The sequence below is a fragment of the Halomonas sp. LES1 genome, assembly GCF_031846005.1.
In the GTDB taxonomy this organism is placed as follows: Bacteria; Pseudomonadota; Gammaproteobacteria; order Pseudomonadales; family Halomonadaceae; genus Halomonas.
In genome coordinates this window covers 1-22,742 of the sequence record NZ_JAVRGC010000004.1, presented here as the reverse complement: position 1 = coordinate 22,742, position 22,742 = coordinate 1, and the positions used below count along the sequence as shown (strand labels likewise).

Genomic DNA, 22,742 nt, shown 5'->3' with positions numbered 1-22,742 from the left:
CGAGCACAAGGAGGCCGAAATGACGCTGACGACCCTACTGCTGCTGGCCGCCGCGCTGATCGGTATCGGCGTCTATGGCGCGCTGTCCCAGCAGTCCTTCGTGATGCTGATGATGGGCCTGGAGCTGATTCTCAACGGCGTCATGCTCGCCGCCGTGGCCTTCTGGGCCTTGAGCGGTGCCGGGGTGCCGGAGGGGCAGCTCTTGACCATCGTGGTCATGGCGGTGATGGCCATCGAGATGGCCATGGGCTTCGCCCTGGTAGTGGCGGTGTTTCGCACTAATCAGGCAGACGTGACCGAGGGCATCACGGAGTTGAAGCACTGATGCTGTGGACGCTCGTGCTGTGGCCGCTGCTGGGCGCGCTCCTGCTCTACCCGGGAGGGCAGCGCCTGGGACGCTTGGGGCTTTCGCTTGCCACGGCGCTTAGCGTACTGGCCACCCTGGTGCTGGCCGGGCTGGCGGTAACGAGCGGCTGGCAGGGCAGCGTTGCCTGGAGCGAGGCACTGACGCTGACTCTCGAGCTCTCCACCGCCGGTCGTCTCTTCGCCATCATGGTGCCGCTGGTGGCGCTGCCGATCGTCGTCTATGCCGGCTTTCATGAGGTGACGCTGGGGGTTGACCAGCGCCGTGTCGAACGCCAGGGACGGCGACTGATGGCGCTGCTGGTGGCCTTCGTCGGCGCCATGCAGCTGCTGGTGCTGGCGGGTGATCTACTGACGCTGCTGATCGCCTGGGAGCTGGTGGGCCTGTGCTCCTGGGCGCTGATCTCTCATCACTGGGGCAGGGCGGAGGTACCCGGGGAGGCGGCCCAGGCCTTCCTGGTCACCCGTTTCGGCGATCTGGGGCTATATATCGCCGCGGCGGCGCTGTTCGCCGGCAGCGGCGGCTTCGACTACGCCGACCTGGCGGCCCTGGACGGCGGTCTATTGAGTGTCGCGGTGGCCGGCATCCTGCTGGCGGCGGCGGCCAAGTCGGCCCAGGTGCCGTTCTCCTCCTGGCTGTTCGCCGCCATGGCCGGCCCGGTGCCGGTGTCGGCGCTGTTGCACTCGGCGACCCTGGTGGCGGCGGGCATCTACCTGCTGGCGCGCCTGCAGCCGGCGCTGTCCGCCGTTGACTGGTTCGCACCGCTGGTCATCGGCCTGGGCCTGACCACCGCCCTGGTCGGTGGCGTGGCGGGCGTCTTCCAGAATCACGCCAAGAAGCTGCTGGCGGCCTCGACGTCGGCCCAGTACGGCCTGATGTGGGTCGCGGTGGGGGCGGGCTTCCCCATGGTGGCCCTGCTGCACTTCGTCGCCCATGCCTTCCTCAAGGCGGGCCTGTTCCTGTCGGCGGGTATCGCCGAGCGCCAGGTCGGCAGCTATCGGCTGCAGGAGATGCGCCAGGGACGCCGTTTGCCGGGCATCGCCCTGGCGACCGGGGCGATGAGTCTGGCCCTGGCGGGCATGGTTCCCATGGGGGCGGCCTGGAGCAAGGAGCGGATCGCCGCGGCGGCGGGGCAGGAGGCGATCTGGCTGGCGCTGCTGGTGGCCCTGGCCGGAGGCGTGAGCGCGCTCTATGCCACGCGCTTCCAGCTGCTGGCCTATGGGTGGCCGCCGCGTCATGCGCGCTCGGGGCTACCCCAGGGCCCTCGACCGTCCCTGGCCGAAGGCGGGGCTCTGGTGACGCTGTCCGGGGTGACGCTGCTGCTCTCGCTCGTCTGGTGGCCCGAGGCCCAGGCCTGGCTCGCCGAGGCCCTGCCCGGGCGCCTGCCGGAGGGCAAGCCCTGGGAACTGATCGTCTCGCTTACGCTGGTGGTGCTGGGCATCGCCGCGGGGTTCGTCATGGCGCGTCGCCAGCCTCGCTCGAGCGCCTGGCAGGAGCGCGCCGCCGACTGGTTCGGCCTGCCGGCGCTGATCCAGGCAGTCGTGCGGGGGTCCTTGATTCTCGGCCGCTGCCTGGCGCGCTTCGACGACCGCATCGTGGACGCCGGGCTGCGTGGCACGACGCGTCTTGCCCAGTGGCTGGCGCGGCGCCTCCTTTCGCGTTTCGACGATCGGGTCGTGGATGCCGGGCTGCATGGCACGGCGCGCCTTGCCCAGTGGCTGGCGCGGCGCCATGCCCGAGAGGGCGAGACCCTCTCCGAGGGTGTGCCCGGACTCATGACCCGCCTGAGCGAATGGGGCGGCTACTGGGCGCGCCAGGCCCAGAGCGGTCAGACCCACCACTATTACGCCGGCATCGCTATCGGCCTCACCCTCTTCCTGATCATTCTGGTGTTAGGAGCCCTGCCATGACGCTGACCCTCGCCTGGATCCTGCCCCTGGTGGGTGCCATCGCGCTCGCCGCCTTCCCGCGCTGGAGCGAGGCGCGAGCGCGTCAGTGGGCGGCGATGATGGCCGCGCTGTCGCTGCTGGCGCTGGTAATCGCCTGGATCGGCTTCGATCCGGCGGGGCCGCTGTTCCAGCATGTCGTCGAGCTGCGCTGGGTGCCGAGCCTCGGCGTGGCCTACCGGGTCGGCGTCGACGGCATCGCCCTGGCGGTGGCGACCATGAGCGCACTGCTGTTCGTCGCCGCCATCGTCTACCCCGTGGATACCCTGGGCCAGCCCCGCCAGTACTATGCCTGGCTGCTGTTCCTGGAGGCGGTCTCCCTGGGCGTCTTCCTGACCCTGGACCTGCTGCTCTTCTACGTGTTCTTCGATCTGTCCCTGGTGGGCATGTTCTTCCTTATCGGCCGCTGGGGCCACGGCACGCCCCAGGTCTCGGCGCTCAAGTTCTTCCTCTACACCTTCGCCGGCTCGCTGCTGCTGCTGCTGGCGATCATCGGCCTCTATCTGTCGGTGGAGCCGCACAGCTTCGATATGCGGGTACTGATCGAGCAGCAGCCTCTGGCGGGCACCGGGCTCTACGCGGGGCTGGTGTTCCTGGCGCTGATGCTGGGGCTCGCCATCAAGACGCCGCTGGTGCCGCTGCACACCTGGCTGCCCCAGGCCCATGTCGATGCGCCGGGGCCGGCCTCGGCGATCCTCGCCGGGGTGCTGCTCAAGATGGGGACCTACGGCATGGTGCGCCTTCCCTTCGCCATGATGCAGGAGACCTTCGCCGACCATTCGCTGACGGTAGGTATCGTCGCCCTGGTGGCGATCCTCTACGGCGCCCTGGTGGCGCTGGGCCAGAGCAATCTCAAGCGGCGCATCGCCTACACCTCGATCAACCACATGGGCTACACGGTGCTGGGGATCGCCGTGGCGGCGGCAATGTTTTCCGATAACCTGGCCGCGCGCCAGCTGGCCCTGACCGGGGCGACGGTGGAGATGGTCGCCCATGGCCTCATCACCGGGGCGCTGTTCCTGATCTGCGGCTCCTTCTGGCAGCGCAACGGCGACTATGCCCTCGATCACTACGGTGGCCTGGCCCATCGGGCGCCGCTGCTTACCGGCTTCACGGTGCTGGCGGCCTTCGCCAGCCTGGGCATGCCGGGACTGGCCGGCTTCGTCGCCGAGTTCCAGGTGTTCGCCGGCACCTTCGCCGTCTATCCCTGGCTGACGGTGCTCGGCGTGCTGGGCATCCTGATCACCGCGGCGCTGTTCCTGGACCTGCTGCGCCGGCTGTTCTTCGGCCGCCTGCCCTCCCACCTGGGCGGCTTCAAGGATCTGGCGCGCGCCGAGTGGGGGGTGCTCGCCGTGCTCTCCGCGGGCATCCTGGTGATCGGTATCTCTCCGCGTTTCCTGCTGACGCTGATCGAGGCCTCGAACGCGCTGCTGCTGGGAGGTCGCTGATGCCCATCGGTGACCTGGCACCGGAAATCGCCCTGCTCCTCGGCGCGGTGATCATCGTGCTGTACGCCGCCTTCGCGCCCCACGAACGCCAGGGCTGGGCCGCCGGACTGGCCCTGGTCGCCCTGGCGCTGGCCGGCATCCTGAGCGTGCTGCAATGGCCGCCGCCGCCGGCGCTGACCTTCTCCGGCGTCTGGGCGCTGGACACGGCGGTGGCCGCCAAGCTGCTGGTGCTGCTGGCCGGCGCCATCGCCGTGGCGCTGTCGCCGGACTGGATGCGCAGCGACCGGCGCCACGGGGAGTACTATGCGCTGTGCCTGTTCACCCTGCTCGGCGTGATCATGATGGCCTCGGCCCACGACAGCATGGAGCTGGTGGTGGGCATCCTACTCTCGTCCACCGCCAGCTACCCGCTGGTGGCCTACCATCGCGGCTTCAAGCCGGCCCTAGAAGCGGCCATGAAGTACTTCCTGATCGGCGCGTTGACCAACTCGCTGCTGGTGGTCGGCGTGGTGCTGCTGTTCGGGCTGGTGGGCGACACCGACTATGCGCGCACGGCTCAGGTGCTGGCGGCGTCTCCCGATGCGGCGCCGCTGGCACTGAGCGTGGCGGTGGCCTGCATCGTGCTGGGGCTGACCTTCAAGCTGGCGGCCTTTCCCGGCCATGCCTGGATGCCGGATGTCGCCCAGGGCGCCCCGGCGCCCATCGCCGCGCTGCTCACCGTGGCGCCCAAGGTCGGCGCCGCCGTGGCTCTGGCGCGCTTCGTCAGTCTGCTGCCGGCGAGTCAATGGTGGCCGGCCATCGTCGCCCTGATCGCCGTGGTGACCATGACCCTGGGCAATCTGGCGGCGCTCAGGCAGACCGATGTGCGCCGACTGCTGGGCTGGTCCTCGGTCTCCCAGTCCGGCTATGCGCTGATGGCAGTGGTGGTGATCGGCGTCGAGCCCCAGGCGCTGGCGGCGTTGCTGGCTTTCCTGGCGGCCTATCTTGTCGCCAACCTCGCCGCCTTCGCCGTGGTGACCCATCTGCGCGGACGCACGGCCCTCGAGGACTACCAAGGCCTGGGCCGCGCCCAGCCGATCGCCACGGCGATACTGATCCTGGCGTTGCTGTCGCTGACGGGCATCCCGCCGCTGGTGGGCTTCTTCGGCAAGTTCCTGCTGTTCAAGGTGACCATCGCCGGCGGCTATACCTGGCTTGCCGTGGTGGCCGTGGTCAATACCGTGCTGTCGCTGTTCTACTACCTGAGGGTGATCGCGGTCACCATGTTCAAGCCCCTGGAAGGCGAGGTGCACGTGCTGGGTAGCGGGTCCTGGCTGGCGCTACTGGCCAGCGGCGTACTGCTCATCGCGGCGAGCCTGGGTGCGGAGGCCGGGCTGGGGCTGGCGTCCGCACTGCGTTTTGTCTCCTAGACTCGACGCACCGCCCCGTCAGAGCCCGGTCAGGCGCATCATCAGTGTCAGGTAGAGCGGTATCAGCAGCGGCGCGGCCAGGGTGGTGATCAGCACCGCCTGGGCGCCCTTGCCCGGGGCGATGCCCAGCTCCATGGCCACCACCACCACGTTGGCGGCCATGGGTACCACCCCCAGCAGCAGCATGGCCATGGCCAGTTCCCGCGAGAGCGGCGTGATGGCCTGGAGCAGCAGCACCGCGCCCAGCGCCAGCAGCGGCCAGAGCACGCAACGGATCGCCACGCAGGCCCCGATAAAGCGACCATCCAGCTCGCGAATGCTGACCCTGCCCAGCGTCATGCCGATGATCATCATGCCCAGCAGGGTGTAGGTGGCGGGAAATACCGCCAGCCCCTCCATGGCGGTCGCCGGTATCGTCAGGCCCAGGCCGCTGACCACCAGTGCCGCCAGGAAGGCGTAGATCAGCGGCAGCCGCACGATCTTGGCCAGGCTCTCGGCGACCGAGAACTGCCCCCGGGCGCTGAGGTAGAAGCCCACCGTGAACTCGTAGAGGGTGATGCCCAGCACGCAGAACAGGTAGAGGGTGATCCCCTCCGGTGGCAGCAGCACCAGGGCCACCGGCAGGCCGAAGTAGCCGGTGTTGCCGGTGCCGGCGGAGAAGGCCAGCAGGGCGCTCTCCTGGGGGGCAAAGCCGTGCCGGATCAGGCGGTGCACCAGCAGGGCGAGCAGGCTGGCGGTGACGAAGGCGGCCAGGGTCAACAGCAGGAAGCTGGGCGTGGGGCCGCCCTGAACCAGGCCGCGAAAGAAGGTCAGGGGTGCCACCAGGTAGATCAGCAGGGTCGCGATGGGGCGTGGGTCCACCGCCAGCCGGCGAGCGGCCAGCCAGCCCAGGGCGACATAGCTCAACAGTATCCACAATGGGCCCATCAGGGCGCTGGGGTCGATGGCGTGCATGCAAAATCCTTGTCTGATGACTCCGGGGCATCATGATGCCCGTGGCGCTGGCCGGGGGCCAACTTGAATGAAATCGATATGAGGCCACGAATCTTTCATTGGTGGGTCGGGTAACGACTCGTCACAATGGACACATCATGCAGACGCTTCATGAGGAGATCCGATGAGCACGCAGCAGCACCCACTGGGTATCAGCTTCGAATTCTTCCCGCCCAACACCGCGGCCGGTCGCGAGAAGCTGGTCGGTGTGCGCGACGCTCTGGCCGAGCGTGGGCCGCGCTTCTTCTCGGTGACCTATGGCGCCGGGGGGTCCACCCAGGACCGTACCCTGAATACCGTGCGCCAGGTACGTGAGGCGGGCATCACCACCGCGCCCCACCTCTCCTGCATCGGTAGCGAGAAGGGGCAGCTGCGCGAGCTGCTGGCCCGCTACCGGGAGGAGGGCATCGAAAGCCTGGTGGCCCTGCGGGGTGACCTGCCCTCGGGCATGGGCGGCGTCGGTGAATTCCGCTATGCCAATGAGCTCGTCGAGTTTATCCGCGAGGAGAGCGGTGATCACTTCGAGATCGCCGTGGCCGCCTATCCCGAGTCGCACCCCCAGGCCCCCAGCCTGGCGCTGGATGTCGAGAACTTCGCGCGCAAGGTGAAGGCCGGTGCCAACCTCGCCATTACCCAGTACTTCTTCAATGCCGATGCCTACTTCCACTTCGTGGAGCGGGCCCAGGCCCTGGGGGTCGATACGCCTATCATCCCGGGGATCATGCCGATCACCAACTACACCAAGCTGGCGCGCTTCTCCGATGCCTGCGGCGCCGAGATTCCGCGCTGGATGCGCAAGCAGCTGGAGGCCTACGGCGATGACAGCGAGTCGATTGCCGCCTTCGGTGAAGAGGTGATCTCACGCCTCTGTCAGCGGCTGCTCGATGGGGGCGCGCCAGGCCTTCACTTCTACACCCTCAACCAGGCCGCCCCGAGCCTGAAGATTGTGGACAATATCGTCGGCTGAGGCCGGCAGTGCCTGCCCTGGATTCTCGGCCAGGGAACGCAGAAGGGCCCCGCCATCCGGCGGGGCCCTTCGCGTGGTGGGTGACGGTGAGGCGTCAGCCGGCGGAGGAGGCCGGTGATCCACCTCCTCCGCCCTTGCCGTGCAGGCGGCGCTGCATCAGGACCAGGCCGGCGCCGATGGCCAGGCCGGCGATATCGGTGACGATGCCGCCGTAGATCATGAACAGCGCACCGATCAACATCACCACCCGCTGCCAGCTCTTCACCGGGCCGAAGAACCAGGCCTGGACCACCGCGGCCAGCAGGATGATGCCCAGGGTGGCGGTAACGCCGACTCGCAGGATCTGCACCCAGGAGCCCTCCATCAGCATGGCGGGGCTGTAGAAGAACATGAAGGGCACGATAAAGGCGGCCAGGCCGATCTTGAACGAGGCCACCGAGGTGCCCATGGCGTTGTCGCCGGAGATGCCCGCCGCGGCATAGGAGGCGAGTGCCACCGGAGGCGTGATCGCCGATACCACCGCGAAGTAGAACACGAAGAAGTGCGCGACCAGCGGCTCGATACCGATGCTGATCAGGCCCGGAGCGACCACCGAGGCAGCCACCGCATAGGCGGCGGTGGTGGGCATGCCCATGCCGAGCAGGATCGAGATGCACATGGCGAAGAACAGCGCCAGCAGCTGGCTGACCCCGGCCAGGCCCAGCAGCAGCGAGGAGAAGCGCGCACCGACCCCGGTCAAGGCGATCACCCCGACGATCAGGCCGGCGCAGGCGCACACGGCGATGATCTGGATCGACATGGCGCCGGCCAGTTGCAGCGCCTTGAGGATGGCGCGGATGCCCATCCTGTGAGGCGTGAGCCAGCTCACCACGGCCGCCGAGGCGGTGGCCAGGGTGCCGGCACGGATCACCGAGTAGCCCATGAACAGGGCGGCGATCAGGATGATGATCGGTGCGAACAGGTAGATCTGCCTGACCAGCCGTCGGAACTGGGGAATCTCCTCCTTGCGCATGCCGCGCATCCCCTTGCGGGCGGCCTCGAAGTCGACCATGCAGTAGATCGACAGGAAGTAGAGGATGGCGGGAATCAGGGCCGCCACGGCGATCTCGGTGTAGGGGATGCCGGTGACCTCGGCCATGATGAAGGCCCCGGCCCCCATGATCGGCGGCATGATCTGACCGCCGGTCGAGGCGGCGGCCTCGATGGCGCCGGCGCTGCGGGACGGGTAGCCCACCTTCTTCATCAGCGGGATCGTCAGCGAGCCGGTGGAGACCACGTTGCCGGCCGAGGTGCCGTTGATCATGCCCATCAGACCAGAGGCGAAGATCGACACCTTGGCCGGGCCGCCACGGGCACGGCCGGCGGCGGCGAAGGCGAAGTTGACGAAGTAGTCCCCCACCTTCGAGGCCTGCAGGAAGGCGGCGAAGATGATGAACAGGATGATATAGGTGGAGGAGACGGCGGTGGTCGGCCCCAGGATACCGGCGTCGGTGTAGACCTGGCTGAAGAAGCGGCCCACGGAGAGCCCGGGGTAGCCCAGAAAGCCCGGCAGATAGGGGCCGGCGAACACATAGAGCAGGAAGAGCACCGAGATGACCACCAGGGCCAGGCCGGCGACCCGCCGGGTCAGCTCGAGGATCAGCAGCGAGCCGGCGATGGCGGCATAGGAGATGCCCATGGGGGCAAACGGGGTGCCGGTGGAGGCGCGCAGCGGGCTGTTGAACATCACCAGCAGGTAGCCGGCCACCGCCAGGGCGCAGACCATCAGTACCAGGTCGGCGGGTGACAGGGATTCGCGTACCTGGCGATAGGCCCAGGAGAGCAGGATGCCGGCGACGGTGGCCAGGATCAGCGGATAGCCGAAGTGCCAGGCCTCGATCGCCGGGGCGATGCGCATGGCCCCATCGTTCATTGCCTGATACATCATGGCCACGCGCACCAGGGCATACAGGGCCGGCGCCAGCAGGGCATAGCTCAGCCAGCGCATCCAGGCGGGGGAGCGCTCGCGGTCATGCTCGGCGAAGCGGGTGCCGGCATAGAGGCCATAGCCGAGTATCAGCGCCCCGGCGATGTGCAGGATGCGAAATGACCAGGTCTCCAGTGGATAGACGTTGAGCGAGATGAGGTGAAACAGCGAATAGGCGATGGCCAGCGCACCGAAGAGCAGCCACTGCCAGCCGGTATACAGGCGCCGGTTGGATTCGACGGCGGCCTCGTCGACGCCTTCGGCAGTGACGACCTCGACGACATCGTCGGTGCCGGTGTCGTCGCGGGATTCGGGATGTTGGGACATGAAAACACCCTTGGGTGTGAAACGGACGGCAGGCATGCCGCCCCGGGTCGCTCGGCGACCCGGGGCGGCGTCAGGGTCTTGCGTGGTTACAGCTTCAGGTTATCGGGAATCTCGTAGCCGTTCTCCTCGTACCAGCGCACCGCGCCCGGATGGAAGGGCAGCACGGTGTTGTACTGGAAGTTCTCCGGAATGCTGGTGGCCGCACTGCGATGGATATCCATCATCTTGTCGTTGTTCTCCAGGCTCAGCTTGGTGATCTCGTAGACGAAGTCTTCGGGCAGGTCGCAGCCGGCGATGGTGAAGTTCCACATGGAGACGGCACGGGCATCCTCTTCCAGGGTCTGGTAGGTGCTGGCCGGAATCATGAAGGGCGATACCGGGAACGCCTCGAGTACCTTGGCCTGCTCCTCCTCGGTGAACTCGACGATATTGATATCGGTCTGCACCTCGAGCTGGCTGACCGCAGGGATCGGGATGCCGGCAGCGAAGGCGATGACATCGATCAGGCCATCCTGCAGCTGGCCGCCCAGGTCGTTCCAGCCGCCGTTGCGACGATCGAACTCGACACCCAGCTCCTCGAGAATGGCCGGGAAGTAGGTGTCGGAGGTAGAGGCCGCCGGGCCGAAGCCGATGCTGGCGCCGTCGGGGATGTCGGCGATCGACTCGATATCGCTGTCGGCCAGGGTGGTGATGGAGAACGGTGTCTCGTACATCGGGAAGAGAGCACAGACATTGTCCAGCGGTACCCCCGGGGCGAGAGGGCTTTCGCCGGCCAGGGCCTCGGCGGCGGGCCCCATGGTGGTCAGTCCCAGGGCGATATCACCGGTGTGGACCAGGGCGAGGTTCTGGTTGGGACCGCCGGTGACCTCACCCCCGCCGGAGAGACCCAGCTCCTCGGCGATCAGGTTGGCCCAGCCGGAGCCGTAGACGAAGTAGGTGCCGCCCTGGCTGGCGGTGCCGACGGTGAAGTTCTCGGGCCAGTCACTGCGGTCCTGGGCGGCGGCGGAGGCGGCTACCAGAAGAGTGCCGGCGACGGTGCCGGCGAGCAGACGGGGGGAGAGAAGACGCATGGCGTAGCTCCTTCATGGGGTGGGTGATGACTCGGACGCGGATGCCCGAGAGATACCGTGTCATTCTGGCAGTTCGGGGCAGGAGTGTAGCGGTCATCAACGCCGCTCCATTCAACGTATACCATTCGACCCATGCCGGGGCATGGGTCGAATCGCGTGAAGAGAGAAGCATTGATTTGAATCAATCGCAATCGGCTGATGGATCCCCGGTCGTGCTGTCCGGGCCGACCAGCGGAGCGGGGAGCCGCATCGTTAGCCCTTGGGGTCGATGATCTTGACCGTCTGGAAGTCCTCGGTGGGCTCTTCTCGGTGCGTGCGATCGATACGGGTGGCCAGCTCAGGGGCGGCCTGCTCCTCGATGGGCAGCTGCTCGAAGAAGTCGCAGCTGACACACTCGCGGTAGCGGATGCCGTTCTGTTCCCAGCTGCGAATTCGGTCCATCTCGGCACAGCGTGGGCAGATGGCGCCGGCGATAAAGCGTTTCTGGATGGCCATGAAGACTCCTGTAGGCCTCGGCCCGTGGGCCGAGGCGGGGGTGACGTTGGGTCAACCGGCAGTGATGCCGCTATGACGCAGTAGCGGTTCGACACTGGGCGCGCGGCCGCGGAAGGCCTGGAAAAGCTCGGCGGCGTCGCGGGCGCCGCCCTGTTCGAGGATCTCGCTGCGGAAACGGCCCCCGGTCTCGGGGTCGAAGATGCCCGCCTCCTCGAAGGCGCTCCAGGCGTCGGCGGAGAGGACCTCGGCCCACTTGTAGCTGTAGTAGCCCGCCGCGTAGCCCCCGGCAAAGATATGACCGAAGCCGTTCTGGAAGCGGTTGAAGGAGGCCCTGGGCACCACCGAGACGGCATCACGTACCGCATCGAGCAGCGCCTGGAGCTCGCTGGCGGAGGGCGCCTCGAGCTCGTGGTGCAGGCGCAGGTCGAACAGCGAGAACTCCAGCTGGCGCACCATGCCCATGGCCGACTGGAAGTTTCTGGCCGCCTGCAGCTTCTCGAGCAGCTCGCCGGGCAACGGCTCCCCGCTGTCGACGTGACCGGCGATCAGATCGAGCCCCTCACGCTCCCAGCAGTAGTTCTCCATGAACTGGCTGGGCAGCTCCACCGCATCCCAGGCCACGCCGTTGATGCCCGAGATATCGGCGATGGTCTGGCGGGTCAGCATATGGTGCAGACCGTGACCGAATTCGTGGAAGAGGGTGACCACCTCGTCGTGGGTCAGCAGCGCCGGTCGACTGCCCACCGGACGGGTGAAGTTGCAGGTCAGATAGGCCACCGGCAGCTGCAGGGCATCCCCCTCGTGGCGGCGCACCCGGCACTCGTCCATCCAGGCACCGCCGCGCTTGCCCTCGCGGGCATAGAGGTCCAGATAGAAGCCGGCGATCGCCTCGCCGTTCTCGAGGATGCGAAAGAAGCGCACGTCAGGGTGGTAGCGCGGCGCCTGCTCGTCCTCGCGGAAGGTGATGCCGAACAGGCGCTCGACGACCTGGAACAGCCCATCGACCACACGGGGGGCGGGAAAGTAGGGCCGCAGCTGCTCCTCGTTGATGGCGTGGCGCGCCTCGCGGAGCTTCTCGCTGACGTAGCCGATATCCCAGGGCTCGAGATGGTTCATGCCCAGTTGCTGAGCGGCGAAGGCCTCGAGCTCTGCGAACTCCTGGCGGGCCTGGGGGACCGCACGGGTGGCCAGGTCCTCGAGGAAGCGCTGCACCTCGGCCGGAGACTCGGCCATCTTGGTCTCCAGCGAGTAGTCGGCGTAGGTGGCAAAGCCCAGCAGCCGGGCCAGCTCGTGGCGCAGAGCGAGTATCTCCTCCATCAGCGGGGCGTTGTCGTACTGGTCGGCGTGAGGGCCTTGGTCCGAGGCGCGGGTGACGAAGGCGGTGTAGACCTCGCGGCGCAGTTCGCGATCATCGGCGTAGGTGACCACCGGGAAGAAGCTGGGGAAGTCCAGGGTGATGCGGTAGCCGGTTTCCCCCTTGGCCTCGGCGTTGGCGCGCAGGGTGGCCAGGGCGCTCTCCGGCAGGCCGGCCAGGCGGGATTCGTCGGCGAGCTCCAGGTGCCAGGCCTGGGTGGCATCGAGCAGCTGGTTGGAGAAGGTGTTGGAGAGCTCGGAGAGTCGCGCCTTGATCTCGCCATAGCGGCGCTTCTTCTCGGCAGGCAGATCGACGCCGGCGAGACGGAAGTCGCGCAGGGTGTTGTCGACGGTACGCCGCTGGGCCGCGTCGAGAGCTTCCCAGGCCGCCCCCTCCTTGAGGGCCTGCCAGACACGGAACAGCCCCTCGTGCTGGCCGAGCCAGGTGCTGTAGTCGGAGAGCTTGCCCAGGCAGGCCTGATAGGCCTCGCGCAGCTCGGGGTTGTTCATGGTGCCATTGAGGTGGGAGACCGGTGACCAGGCACGCGACAGACGGTCATTCAGCGACTCCAGGGGAGCGGCGAGGCTCTGCCAGCTGGGTGGCTCCCGCTCGGCCCGCTCGACCAGTGCCTCGATGGCTTGACGGTTCTCGGCGAGCAGCTCATCGATGGCTGGCACCACGTGCTCGGGGCGAATGGCCTCGAAGGGAGGGAGCTCATGGGTCTCGAGCAGGGGGTTGCGGGACATGCATACCTCGGGAAGAAAGTGGGATCCTTCCCTAAGATGCGGGCGGAGGCGTCGGGTTTCAATGTGCGTCGCCAGGGTTTGCCGCCGTGAGTCGGGCTGCTAGGCTTGCTGGCTTTCAAGCGTGCGGGCGGCGCACGCCGTGTTTCGGGAGATGCAAAGATGAGCGAGACGCTGGAGCGCTGGAGCACGCGGCGCGCCTTTATCCTGGCGGTTACCGGGGCGGCGGTGGGGCTGGGCAATATCTGGCGCTTCCCCTATATCACCGGCGAGAACGGCGGGGCGGTGTTCTTGGTGCTCTATGTGGCCTTCGTGCTGCTGCTGGGGCTGCCGGTGATGATGGCCGAGATCATGGTGGGCCGAGCCGGGCGGCGCAGCCCGGTGGCGTCGCTGGGGCATCTGGCCGCGGCGGCCGGAGCCAGCCGCCATTGGCGGCTGCTGGGGCTGTTCGGCGCCTTGACGGTGTTCTGCATCCTCTCCTTCTATTCGGTGGTGTCCGGGTGGTCCATCGAGTTTCTGGTGGCTTCCATCAATGGCGAGTTTCGGGGCGCCGCGCCCGCCGAGGTCGGTGCCGGTTTCGAGGCCTTCCTGGCCGACCCCGGGCGCATGATCTTCAATCACACCCTGTTTTTGCTGATGACCATACTGGTGGTGGCTGCCGGCGTGGCCAAGGGACTCGAACGCCTCAACAACGTGCTGATGCCGCTACTCTATCTGCTGTTGTTGATGCTGGCGGGGTATGCCACCACCACCAGCGGCTTCGGTACCGCGCTGGCGTGGCTGTTTCGACCCGACTTCTCGGCGGTGACCCCGCTGGTGGTGATGCACGCCATGGGGCACGCCTTCTTCACCCTGGCCGTGGGTGCCTGTGCGTTGATGGCCTATGGGGCCTACATGCCGGACCACCAGAGCCTGCCGCGTGCCGTCGGGGCGGTGGCGGTCCTCGATGTTACCGTGGCCTTGCTGGCCGGTATCGCGATCTTCTCGGTGGTGTTCTCCCAGGGCATGGACCCCGGTGAGGGACCCGGCCTGATGTTCGTCACCCTGCCCATCGCCTTCGCCGAGCTGCCCTGGGGCGCGCTATGGTTGAGCTTCTTCTTTTTGCTGCTGCTGCTGGCCACCTGGACGTCGTCGATCAATCTGGCCGAGCCCATGGTCGTCACCCTGCAGGGACTGGGGCTGCAGCGTGGGGTCTCCGCGGCTCTGGTAGGCCTGGCCGTGTGGCTGCTGGGGCTGCTGACGGTGTTCTCTTTCTCGAGCCTGGCCGAGTGGCGACCGCTGTTCGGCATGAACGGCTTCGAACTGGTCAGCACCATCCCCCCGGAGATCTTCCTCCCGCTGGGCGGGATGCTGATTGCCATCTTTGCCGCCTGGGTGCTGCCGGAGTCCACGGCGCGTCGTGCCCTGGGGGTGAGCGATAGCGGCTTTGCGCTGTGGCGGATGGTGACCCGCTGGATTGCCATTCCGTTGACGCTGGTAGTATTGGTGGCCGGGCTGGTCTGAGCCCCGCCCGATCGAAGATGAGGAGATCATGATGAGCGACTCGAAGGCCATACGGCCCTGGAAAGGCAAGCGCCCGAGCCTTGGTGAGCGGGTCTATATCGACTCGGCAAGCCTGGTGCTCGGCGATGTGACGCTGGGTGACGACTGCTCGGTATGGCCCATGGCGGTGATCCGTGGCGACATGCATCGTATCCGTATCGGCGCCCGCACCAGCGTGCAGGATGGCTGCGTGCTGCATATCACCCACGCCAGCGACTTCAATCCCGGCGGCTTTCCGCTGACCATCGGCGATGATGTGACCATCGGGCACAAGGCGATACTCCATGGGGCCACCCTGGGCAGTCGTATCCTGGTGGGCATGGGGGCCATCGTCATGGATGGGGCCGAGGTGGAGGATGAGGTCATCATCGCCGCCGGTGCCGTGGTGACGCCTGGCAAGCGGCTCGAGAGCGGCCATGTCTATGCCGGCAATCCGGCCAAGGCGCTGCGTCCCCTGAAGGAGAAGGAGCGAGAGTTCTTTCCCTACACCGCCGGCAACTATGTAAGACTCAAGGACGAGTATCTGGCCTCGAGCGACGATTAATTTACTAACCCATTGTTTCTGCATGCCCGGGCGAGCGATAATCTGGTAATTTATCCAGCTCTTTGAGGGCCGCTCCGGCATGGCCAATTTCCGCACCCACCTTGGCGTGGCCGCCGCCGGCGGAGCCGTGGTTGCCCACGGTGGCTGGCAGGCGGGGCTGTGGGATGTCTGGCAGGCACTGCCCGTGCTGGCGCTGGTGACCCTCGGCGGCATCCTGCCCGATATCGACGCCGACAGCTCACGAGCGATCCGGCTGGTATTCAACCTGCTGGCCGTGCCGGCGGTGGTGGCCGGGGCCCTGGTGCTACAAGGGCGGCTCTCCACGGGGGGGCTGCTGCTGGCCTGTGGCGCCCTCTACCTGGGGGTACGTCACCTCGCCGGCGCCCTGTTCGCTCGCCTCACCGTACATCGCGGCATCTGGCACTCGCTGCTGGCGGCGGCCTTCTGTGGCCTGTCGACCACGGCGCTCAGCTACCGCCTGTTGGCACAACCCGGTGCCATGGCCTGGGGCCATGGCGTGGCGCTTGCGCTGGGTTTCGTGCTCCACCTGCTGCTCGATGAGCTCTACAGCGTCGATCTCACCGGGGGGCGTATCAAGCGCTCCTTCGGTACCGCGCTCAAGCCACTGGACTGGCGCTCACCCGGCAACTCCCTGGTGATGCTCGCCGCCGGGGCCAACCTGTTGCCCTGGTTGCCGCCCTGGCCGGTGTTGCGAGAGCTGCTCGTTCAGGGCGTCTCGTTCTGGCGCTGAGGGGCGGCGACCGGGCCCGCTTTCAGGCATCGCCATCACGGCGTGTACCCGGCACTCGCTGGGCGCGACGCAGGGCGCGCTGGGCCCGAGTCTCGGCGCGCTCCATCTCGAGCAGTCCCTCTTCGACGAATACCAGGTGCTCGTGGGCGCGGGCCCTGGCGTCTTCGGCGCGCCCCTCGAGGATGGCGTCGAGCAGGGCGCGGTGCTGGAGCATCAGCTGGGGGCGAGCTTCCGGCCGCTCGAACAGATGGGCGAGGTTGTCGGCGATGCTGCGCTCCAGCAGATGGAAGATGCCACGTATGGTGTGCAGCAGCAGCACATTGTGGGCGGCCTCGGCGATCGCCAGGTGGAAGGCCGCATCGGCCTTGGCCTCCTCGACAGGATCGTGCCCCTGGAAGCAGGCTTCGAGCTCCTCGAAACGACGGATCAGCAGCGCCTTGTCGGTGGGGGTCGAACGCAGCGCGGCGTAGTAGGCCGAGATGCCCTCCATGGCATCGCGAAACTCCAGCAGATCCAGATGAAACTCACCGTGACGTGACAGCATCTCCAGCAAGGGGTCGCTATAGCCGCTGTTGAGCTCCTTGCTGACGAAGGTGCCGCCCCCCTGGCGGCTGATCAGCAGGCCGCGGGCCGACAGCTTCTGGATCGCCTCGCGCAACGAGGGGCGTGAGACGCTGAAGCGTTCGGCCAGCTCGCGTTCGGGGGGCAGCTTCTGGCCGGGCTGGAGGCTGCCCTCCAGAATCATCGCTTCGAGGCGTTCGGTGATCACGTCGGCCAGACGTGGTTGGCGCAGGGGAGGGTAGGCCATGGTGAGGTTCCGGCGGCTGGTGAGGTAGATAAGATAGGGTTGACGGCATCTTACGGCAAGATATTGGTAATACCAATAATCATCGGTGTGGTTTTTTCGAGAGTGCGAAAGAGTTCTTTCAGTTTCAAAAAGAGTCTCACAATTTCAAAAGGTTGGAGCCGCCAGGTAGAGAACTAGACTAATGTCTAGGCAGGGAGCAAGGAAAAAAACGGCGGGTCTCGTTTGACACTGTCGTATGAGTCTCCTTAATGTCCGCCAACTCATCTGGAAAAAATTGGTTTTACCATTTTACCAAAACACCTGGCTCGCCAGCCGATAAAGGAATCGCCGATGACTGCCGTCAAGCTCTATCCGCCGAGGCCGGACAAGGTCTATCTTTTCGGCACCTGCCTGATCGACCTTCTCTATCCAGAGGCCGGGATGGATGCCATCCGGCTGCTGGAGCGTGAGGGAATCGAGGTGCTGTTTCCCCAGGACCAGACCTGCTGTGGCCAGCCGGCCTATACCTCCGGTTATCATCATGAGGCCCGTGCCGTGGCGGCGGCGCAACTCGATCTCTTCCCCGGCCCCTGGCCGATCATCGTGCCCTCGGGCTCCTGCGGCGGCATGATGCGCAAGCACTACCCCCAGCTCTTCGCCGGTACCGATCTCGAGGAGCAGGCCTGCGAGGTGGCCGGGCGCATCTTTGAACTGACCGAGTTCCTGGTCCACGTCTGCCATCTCGACCTCGAGGATCGCGGCGAGCCCGAGAAGGTCGCCATGCATACCTCCTGCAGCGCCCGCCGTGAAATGGGGCTGGCCGACACCGGTCCCGCCCTGCTGGCAGCGCTGGGGCGGGTGGAGCTGGTCGAGCAGGCGCGGGCCAGCGAGTGCTGTGGTTTCGGTGGCACCTTTGCCGTGCGTCACCCCGAGGTCTCGGCCGCCATGGTGGAAGACAAGGCCCGGGCCATCGAGGCGACCGGGGCGCGCCGCTTCATCACCTCTGACTGCGGCTGCATGATGAACATCGGGGGTCGCTTCGAGCAGCAGGGCAAGGCGGTCAAGGGCGAGCATATCGCCAGTTACCTGTGGCGGAGGACCTCATGAGCGAACAGACGGCCGGCGTTCAAACCTATACTCCCCGTGAATTCCATCGCCAGGCTCACGATGCCCTGGGAAATCCCCAGATACGCGCCAACTTCCGCAAGGCGATGGATGGCCTGATGGCCAAGCGTCTCGACAGCTTCGATGACTGGGACCTGGATGCCCTGCGTGAGCTGGGCGCCAACATTCGCCTGCGGGCGCTTGCCAGGCTGCCTGACCTGCTGGAGAAGCTGGAGGCCAACTGCGAGGCCAATGGCATCAAGGTGCACTGGGCCGAAGACGGGGAGCAAGCCTGCCGAATCATCCGTGGCATCTGCGAGAACCATGGCGCGACCTCGGTGATCAAGGGCAAGTCGATGGTCTCCGAGGAGATGCATCTCAACGCGCATCTGGAAGAGGCCGGGATCGAGGCGCTGGAGTCGGATCTCGGTGAGTACCTGGTGCAGCTCAACCAGCAGACCCCTTCCCATATCATCATGCCGGCGATCCATCTCAATACCGATGAGATCTCCGAGATCATGCACGACAAGACCGGAACCGAGCGTACCCGGGACGTCGATGCCATGACGGCGGCGGCCAGGCAGCAGCTGCGCGAACGCTTCATGGCCGCCGGTGTAGGGGTCTCCGGAGTCAATTTCGCGGTCGCCGAGACCGGCACCCTGTGCCTGGTGGAAAACGAAGGCAATGGTCGGATGACGACCACGGTGCCTCCGGTGCATGTGGCGGTGACGGGTATCGAGAAGGTGGTCGAGCATCTGCGCGATGTGCCGCCTCTCTACTCGCTGCTCACCCGCTCGGCCACCGGTCAGCATGTCACCACCTACTTCAACATGATCAGCTCGCCCCGCAAGGAGGGGGAGCATGATGGTCCGAAGGAGGTGCATCTGGTGCTGGTGGACAGCGGTCGCTCCAGCATTTACCAGGACAATGAGCTGCTCGATACCCTGCGCTGCATTCGCTGCGGCGCCTGCATGAATCACTGCCCCGTCTATACGCGTGTGGGAGGGCATGCCTACGGCACGACGTACCCCGGTCCCATCGGCAGCATTCTTTCACCCCATCTGATGGGGCTGGAGGAGACCCGGGATCTGCCCACGGCGTCGAGTCTGTGCGGCGCCTGTGGCGAGGTCTGTCCGGTGAAGATCCCGATCCCCGACCTGCTGGTGCGGCTGCGCCGAAAATCGGTCGGCGAGGGGCGCGGCAATGTGGCCGGTGCCGGGATCAAGCGAACCCGCAAGGAAGTGGCCGCCTGGAAGGGGTTCCAGTGGTTGGCGACACACCCTGCGGCCTGGCGCGCCGGCACCTCGGTGGCCGGCAGGCTGCGGGCGCTGACGCCTGCCAGGCTGGGTGCCTGGACGCAGCATCGCAGCGCACCAAGGCCGGCGACCACTACCCTGCATGCGCTGGTCAAGCAGCATCAGGCAGCCAAGACCGACAAGGAGGAGCGCTGATGAGTGCTCGGGATGCGATTCTCAAGCGGCTGCGGGAGCGTGCGGATGGGGCGTTGAGTGCCCCCGATAGCGACTTTGCCGTGGTGACCGGCCGCGGCTGGAGCCGGGAGGAGCGGCTGGTGCGCTTCGAGCGCTGGATTGGCTCGGTGCACGGCGAGGTGGTCCATGCCGCCGAGGAGGACTGGACCGATGTGCTGGCGAAGGTGCTTGTCGACAAGGGGGTGCGCCGCCTGGCCCTGGGCAAACAGCATCCGGTCGCCGTCGAGGCGCGCCGGGCCCTGGTCAATGCGGAGGTGGAGCTGGTCGACGTCGATCGCGATATCGAACAGTGGCAGCGTGAGCAGTTCGATGATGTCGATGCCGGCCTGACCTCGACCCGTGGCGCCATCGCCGAGACGGGCAGCCTGTGGCTATGGCCCACGCCGGATGAACCGCGACTGATCAGCCTGGTGCCACCGCTGCATATCGCGGTGCTGGACGGGAGGACGCTGGAGGACACCTTCTTCGACGTGATCGAGAAGCATGGCTGGGCAAGCGGCATGCCGACCAATGCGCTGCTGATCTCCGGCCCCAGCAAGACCGCCGATATCGAGCAGACCCTGGCCTATGGTGTTCACGGCCCCCGTGAACTGGTGGTCATCGTGCGCCATGCCGACGATGTGATCGGGAGTTCTGCCCGGCAGTGAGGGCCAGGGTATGCATTGCGACGGCCCGGTGTCTGGGAGACGCCTGAAATGCCATGAGATGCAGGGGTACCATTGGGGTATAGTTGGCGTATCGCGAGGGGCCCTTCCCTCGATACACAAGGAGCATGTGCGTGCAGGATAGGATATCGAACGCCGGGAAGGTGGCGGGGCCTGATCGTCAGGGGCTTGGTCTTCACGGAAAGGTGGTTGCCGTGGTAGCGGGCCTTGCCCTGCTGGCGGGGTGCAGTGAGCGGCAGCCCGAAGAGGCTCGCTTCATGTCGGCCCCGGAGGCGACGGTCGGCGATGCGCTAAGCGGAGAGCTGACGACAGCCAGCTCCATCAATCTCAACGATGGGGCTCGCTACTCCCCGCACTGGATCTGCCCAGGCGAGGCGACTGATGGGGTGACATCCTATGTGCTGGATGCTGCCTTCCCCGGGGTGCTGACGGCGTTCGACAAGAGTGGGAGCCTGCGTGGAGTCGCCGAGGGGGAGTCGCCGTCGTTGCTGGTAGGTGCGGATCATGAGGCGTGCACGCTGGTCGTGGTGAATGGCGGCGATGCGACCTCCTTTGGCCCCTATCGTCTCGTGGCACAGGCTCACGCTTCGGCTGAGCAGCTGATCCTCGATACGCCGTTGACCGGGTCGCTCGGTGAGGATGGCAAGGCGAGTCACGTCATAACACTCGAACAGGCGGGTCGTCTCGACCTCGCGCTGTCGAGTGGCGGCGCTCTTGCACTGTCTCTGCATGGTGAAGGGCGCGAAGAGCGTGTTCAGGTCTGTGCCGACGAAGAGCAGCGCCTGGAGGCATACCTGGAGCCGGGAGACTATCGGGTCGAGGTCGCCGCTGCAGCCACCGACAATGCGCTGACTGCGACGAGTGGATGTGGAGGTGACACCCTGGTGCTGGGTAACGCCTACCGGCTGCTGGCCAGCGCCGACGATCTGTCCACCGGGATGCGCAATGAGGGGCCGCTGCGGGGAGGCGACAGCATTACCGGGGTCCTCGAAAGCGGGGCGCGTAACCGCTACCGCCTGGATATCGACGAACCTTCCGAGATTTCCATCGAGTTGAGCTCGGCACAGTTCGATGCGCTGCTGAGCCTGGATGGCGAGGGGCAGAGCCTCAGCAATGATGATGGTGGCGGAGGCATCAATGGCACGGATGCACTGCTGGAAACCGTGCTGTTGCCGGGGCGCTATGAGGTCCAGGTGTCGGGCTATGGTGCCGCAGGGGGTGACTACACTCTCGAGATGCAGCGCTCTGCCTTCGAGGGTGAGCTTCGCAACGATGGGGAAATCCTGCTGGAAGAGAGCCTGGTTGGCATTCTGGATGGCAGCGGCCCCAACAGTTATCGCCTGACACTGGAGGAGGCGGCGGGAGTCAGGGTGATGCTGGGCTCATCGAGCTTCGATGCCGTGCTTCGCCTGCATGGCAATGGTATCGATATCAGCGATGATGATAGTGGCGGAAACCTCGATGCGCTGCTGTCGGCAGTGCTCGAGCCGGGCAGCTATACCCTGGAAGCCCAGAGCTATTCGGGGGCTGGGGCCTACAGACTGGAAGTGGCCGGTGAGGCCATCGAGGGTGAACTACGCAATGGCGGCGAGGTTAGGGTCGGCGACGCTGTGGTCGGTAGCCTGAGTCCCGGGGGCGTGCTTGATTACGAGCTGGTGCTGGAAGAGGACGCCACGATTGTGCTCGAAGCGACCTCGCCGACAGTCGATACGATACTGAGCCTGAGTGGAAATGGGGTCGAGATAGAGAACGACGATGCCGATGGGCTTGGCCTCGGGTCGCGCCTTACCCAGTTCCTGGAAGCCGGTCGCTATGGCCTAGGTGTCAGGGCCTGGGACGTGGGTGGCGGCTCCGGCACCATCAGGCTTGAGGTCAGGCGCTGAGAGGGTGGCTTCGACCATTTATCAGGTCCCTGAGACTTTTTTACAGGAAGGCCTTGCGGGCCCGCGGGGAAAGCCGTAAAGTACGCATCCGCTGCCGGCGACGGGCAAACGTTGCAGGCGGTAGAAGTGGCAGAAGTGGCTGTTCTGCAATGGTTTTTTTCGCAAGGCGTCGAAAATCACCGGTTGACAGTCGCAGCAGATTCGCTAGAATGTGCGCCACTCGTGACGGCGGCTTCAAGGCCTCCGCGGCGATCCTCTCGAAACGACCCTTCAAGGGTTGAATGTCGAAAGGTGTCGGTCACTCGCAAGGTTCCTCGGAATGCTTCGCCGGGTTGACAACGACAGCCAGTCACGTAGAATACGCCTTCCTCGCAGGGCGCTGGCGAGACCGCCGCTTCTTCGGTAATTAACGAAAGCGACGGCACGACAGCAAGCGAGACGCTCCGCTCTCAACGAGACGTGAGCCGCTCTTTAACAATCGATCAGGTAATTCATGTGGGCGCTTGTCGATGGCTCGGTGATCATGTCACAGAACCATCAAGGCAAGCGACTCGTCATAGATCGCAAGATCTATTTGAGACGTTTGAACCTTGAGCCAAGTTTGGTGCTGCTTCAAGCACTTATGATCTTAAACTGAAGAGTTTGATCATGGCTCAGATTGAACGCTGGCGGCAGGCCTAACACATGCAAGTCGAGCGGAAACGATGGAAGCTTGCTTCCAGGCGTCGAGCGGCGGACGGGTGAGTAATGCATAGGAATCTGCCCGATAGTGGGGGATAACCTGGGGAAACTCAGGCTAATACCGCATACGTCCTACGGGAGAAAGCAGGGGATCTTCGGACCTTGCGCTATCGGATGAGCCTATGTCGGATTAGCTAGTTGGTGAGGTAACGG

The 22,742-nt window shown here is 65.9% G+C and carries 18 protein-coding genes and 1 rRNA gene; 13 read left to right on the top strand and 6 right to left on the bottom strand.

Features of this window, described 5'->3' with window-relative positions:
• Positions 1–19: 19 nt before the first annotated feature.
• Genes nuoK through RM463_RS10410 form a run of 4 tightly spaced genes read left to right on the top strand, consistent with a single transcriptional unit; the run spans position 20 to position 5,167 of the window.
• On the top strand, positions 20–325 hold the full coding sequence (gene nuoK, locus RM463_RS10425; protein ID WP_195689301.1) for an NADH-quinone oxidoreductase subunit NuoK: 306 nt from the start codon (positions 20–22) through the stop codon (positions 323–325).
• On the top strand, positions 325–2,274 hold the full coding sequence (locus RM463_RS10420; protein ID WP_311429958.1) for a proton-conducting transporter membrane subunit: 1,950 nt from the start codon (positions 325–327) through the stop codon (positions 2,272–2,274). Before nuoK ends, RM463_RS10420 begins: the two co-directional genes overlap by 1 nt.
• Positions 2,271–3,758: a NuoM family protein gene (locus tag RM463_RS10415; RefSeq protein ID WP_195689303.1), complete on the top strand. Its 1,488-nt coding sequence runs from the start codon at positions 2,271–2,273 to the stop codon at positions 3,756–3,758. The genes RM463_RS10420 and RM463_RS10415 overlap by 4 nt, the downstream gene beginning before the upstream one ends.
• The gene (locus RM463_RS10410; RefSeq protein WP_311429957.1) at positions 3,758–5,167 is read left to right on the top strand and encodes an NADH-quinone oxidoreductase subunit N; all 1,410 of its coding nucleotides are present in this window, start codon (positions 3,758–3,760) and stop codon (positions 5,165–5,167) included. The genes RM463_RS10415 and RM463_RS10410 overlap by 1 nt, the downstream gene beginning before the upstream one ends.
• 18 nt (positions 5,168–5,185) lie before the next feature.
• Here the strand turns inward: RM463_RS10410 and RM463_RS10405 are convergent, their stop codons facing one another.
• Complete coding sequence (locus RM463_RS10405; protein WP_195689305.1) at positions 5,186–6,121, bottom strand: AEC family transporter; 936 nt, start codon at positions 6,119–6,121, stop codon at positions 5,186–5,188.
• A gap of 163 nt (positions 6,122–6,284) precedes the next feature.
• Between RM463_RS10405 and metF the strand changes: the two genes are divergently transcribed.
• A complete protein-coding gene (gene metF, locus RM463_RS10400) occupies positions 6,285–7,127 on the top strand; it encodes a methylenetetrahydrofolate reductase [NAD(P)H] (protein WP_195689306.1) in 843 nt (280 codons plus the stop codon).
• Between the two features lie 94 nt (positions 7,128–7,221).
• Here metF and RM463_RS10395 read toward each other — a convergent pair whose 3' ends face one another.
• The 4 genes from RM463_RS10395 to prlC form a co-directional block, all read right to left on the bottom strand.
• A complete protein-coding gene (locus RM463_RS10395) occupies positions 7,222–9,420 on the bottom strand; it encodes a TRAP transporter permease (protein WP_311429956.1) in 2,199 nt (732 codons plus the stop codon).
• Between the two features lie 86 nt (positions 9,421–9,506).
• Complete coding sequence (locus RM463_RS10390; RefSeq protein ID WP_195689308.1) at positions 9,507–10,490, bottom strand: TAXI family TRAP transporter solute-binding subunit; 984 nt, start codon at positions 10,488–10,490, stop codon at positions 9,507–9,509.
• Between the two features lie 252 nt (positions 10,491–10,742).
• A complete protein-coding gene (locus RM463_RS10385) occupies positions 10,743–10,985 on the bottom strand; it encodes a YheV family putative zinc ribbon protein (protein ID WP_195689309.1) in 243 nt (80 codons plus the stop codon).
• Between the two features lie 51 nt (positions 10,986–11,036).
• Positions 11,037–13,085, bottom strand: coding sequence for an oligopeptidase A (gene prlC, locus RM463_RS10380; RefSeq protein ID WP_195689310.1), 2,049 nt, complete (start codon positions 13,083–13,085; stop codon positions 11,037–11,039).
• Between the two features lie 159 nt (positions 13,086–13,244).
• Between prlC and RM463_RS10375 the strand changes: the two genes are divergently transcribed.
• From RM463_RS10375 to RM463_RS10365, 3 genes are all read left to right on the top strand, one after another.
• Positions 13,245–14,585 (top strand): sodium-dependent transporter, encoded by a 1,341-nt coding sequence (locus RM463_RS10375; RefSeq protein WP_195689311.1) that lies wholly within the window; start codon positions 13,245–13,247, stop codon positions 14,583–14,585.
• 31 nt (positions 14,586–14,616) lie between these two features.
• The gene (locus RM463_RS10370; protein WP_195689312.1) at positions 14,617–15,168 is read left to right on the top strand and encodes a gamma carbonic anhydrase family protein; all 552 of its coding nucleotides are present in this window, start codon (positions 14,617–14,619) and stop codon (positions 15,166–15,168) included.
• 79 nt (positions 15,169–15,247) lie between these two features.
• Positions 15,248–15,919, top strand: coding sequence for a metal-dependent hydrolase (locus RM463_RS10365; protein WP_195689313.1), 672 nt, complete (start codon positions 15,248–15,250; stop codon positions 15,917–15,919).
• Positions 15,920–15,941: 22 nt separating this feature from the next.
• On the opposite strand, the gene RM463_RS10360 is transcribed toward RM463_RS10365, so the two are convergent.
• Complete coding sequence (locus tag RM463_RS10360) at positions 15,942–16,727, bottom strand: GntR family transcriptional regulator (RefSeq protein ID WP_195689314.1); 786 nt, start codon at positions 16,725–16,727, stop codon at positions 15,942–15,944.
• A gap of 330 nt (positions 16,728–17,057) precedes the next feature.
• On the opposite strand from RM463_RS10360, the gene RM463_RS10355 reads away from it, so the two are divergent.
• From RM463_RS10355 to RM463_RS10335, 5 genes are all read left to right on the top strand, one after another.
• Positions 17,058–17,813: a (Fe-S)-binding protein gene (locus RM463_RS10355; protein WP_195689315.1), complete on the top strand. Its 756-nt coding sequence runs from the start codon at positions 17,058–17,060 to the stop codon at positions 17,811–17,813.
• The gene (locus tag RM463_RS10350; RefSeq protein ID WP_311429955.1) at positions 17,810–19,261 is read left to right on the top strand and encodes a LutB/LldF family L-lactate oxidation iron-sulfur protein; all 1,452 of its coding nucleotides are present in this window, start codon (positions 17,810–17,812) and stop codon (positions 19,259–19,261) included. The genes RM463_RS10355 and RM463_RS10350 overlap by 4 nt, the downstream gene beginning before the upstream one ends.
• Positions 19,261–19,947: a lactate utilization protein C gene (locus tag RM463_RS10345; RefSeq protein WP_195689317.1), complete on the top strand. Its 687-nt coding sequence runs from the start codon at positions 19,261–19,263 to the stop codon at positions 19,945–19,947. The genes RM463_RS10350 and RM463_RS10345 overlap by 1 nt, the downstream gene beginning before the upstream one ends.
• Before the next feature lie 131 nt (positions 19,948–20,078).
• Positions 20,079–21,848, top strand: coding sequence for a hypothetical protein (locus tag RM463_RS10340; RefSeq protein WP_195689318.1), 1,770 nt, complete (start codon positions 20,079–20,081; stop codon positions 21,846–21,848).
• Between the two features lie 630 nt (positions 21,849–22,478).
• Positions 22,479–22,742: ribosomal RNA gene (locus tag RM463_RS10335) — 16S ribosomal RNA — on the top strand; the annotation flags it as partial.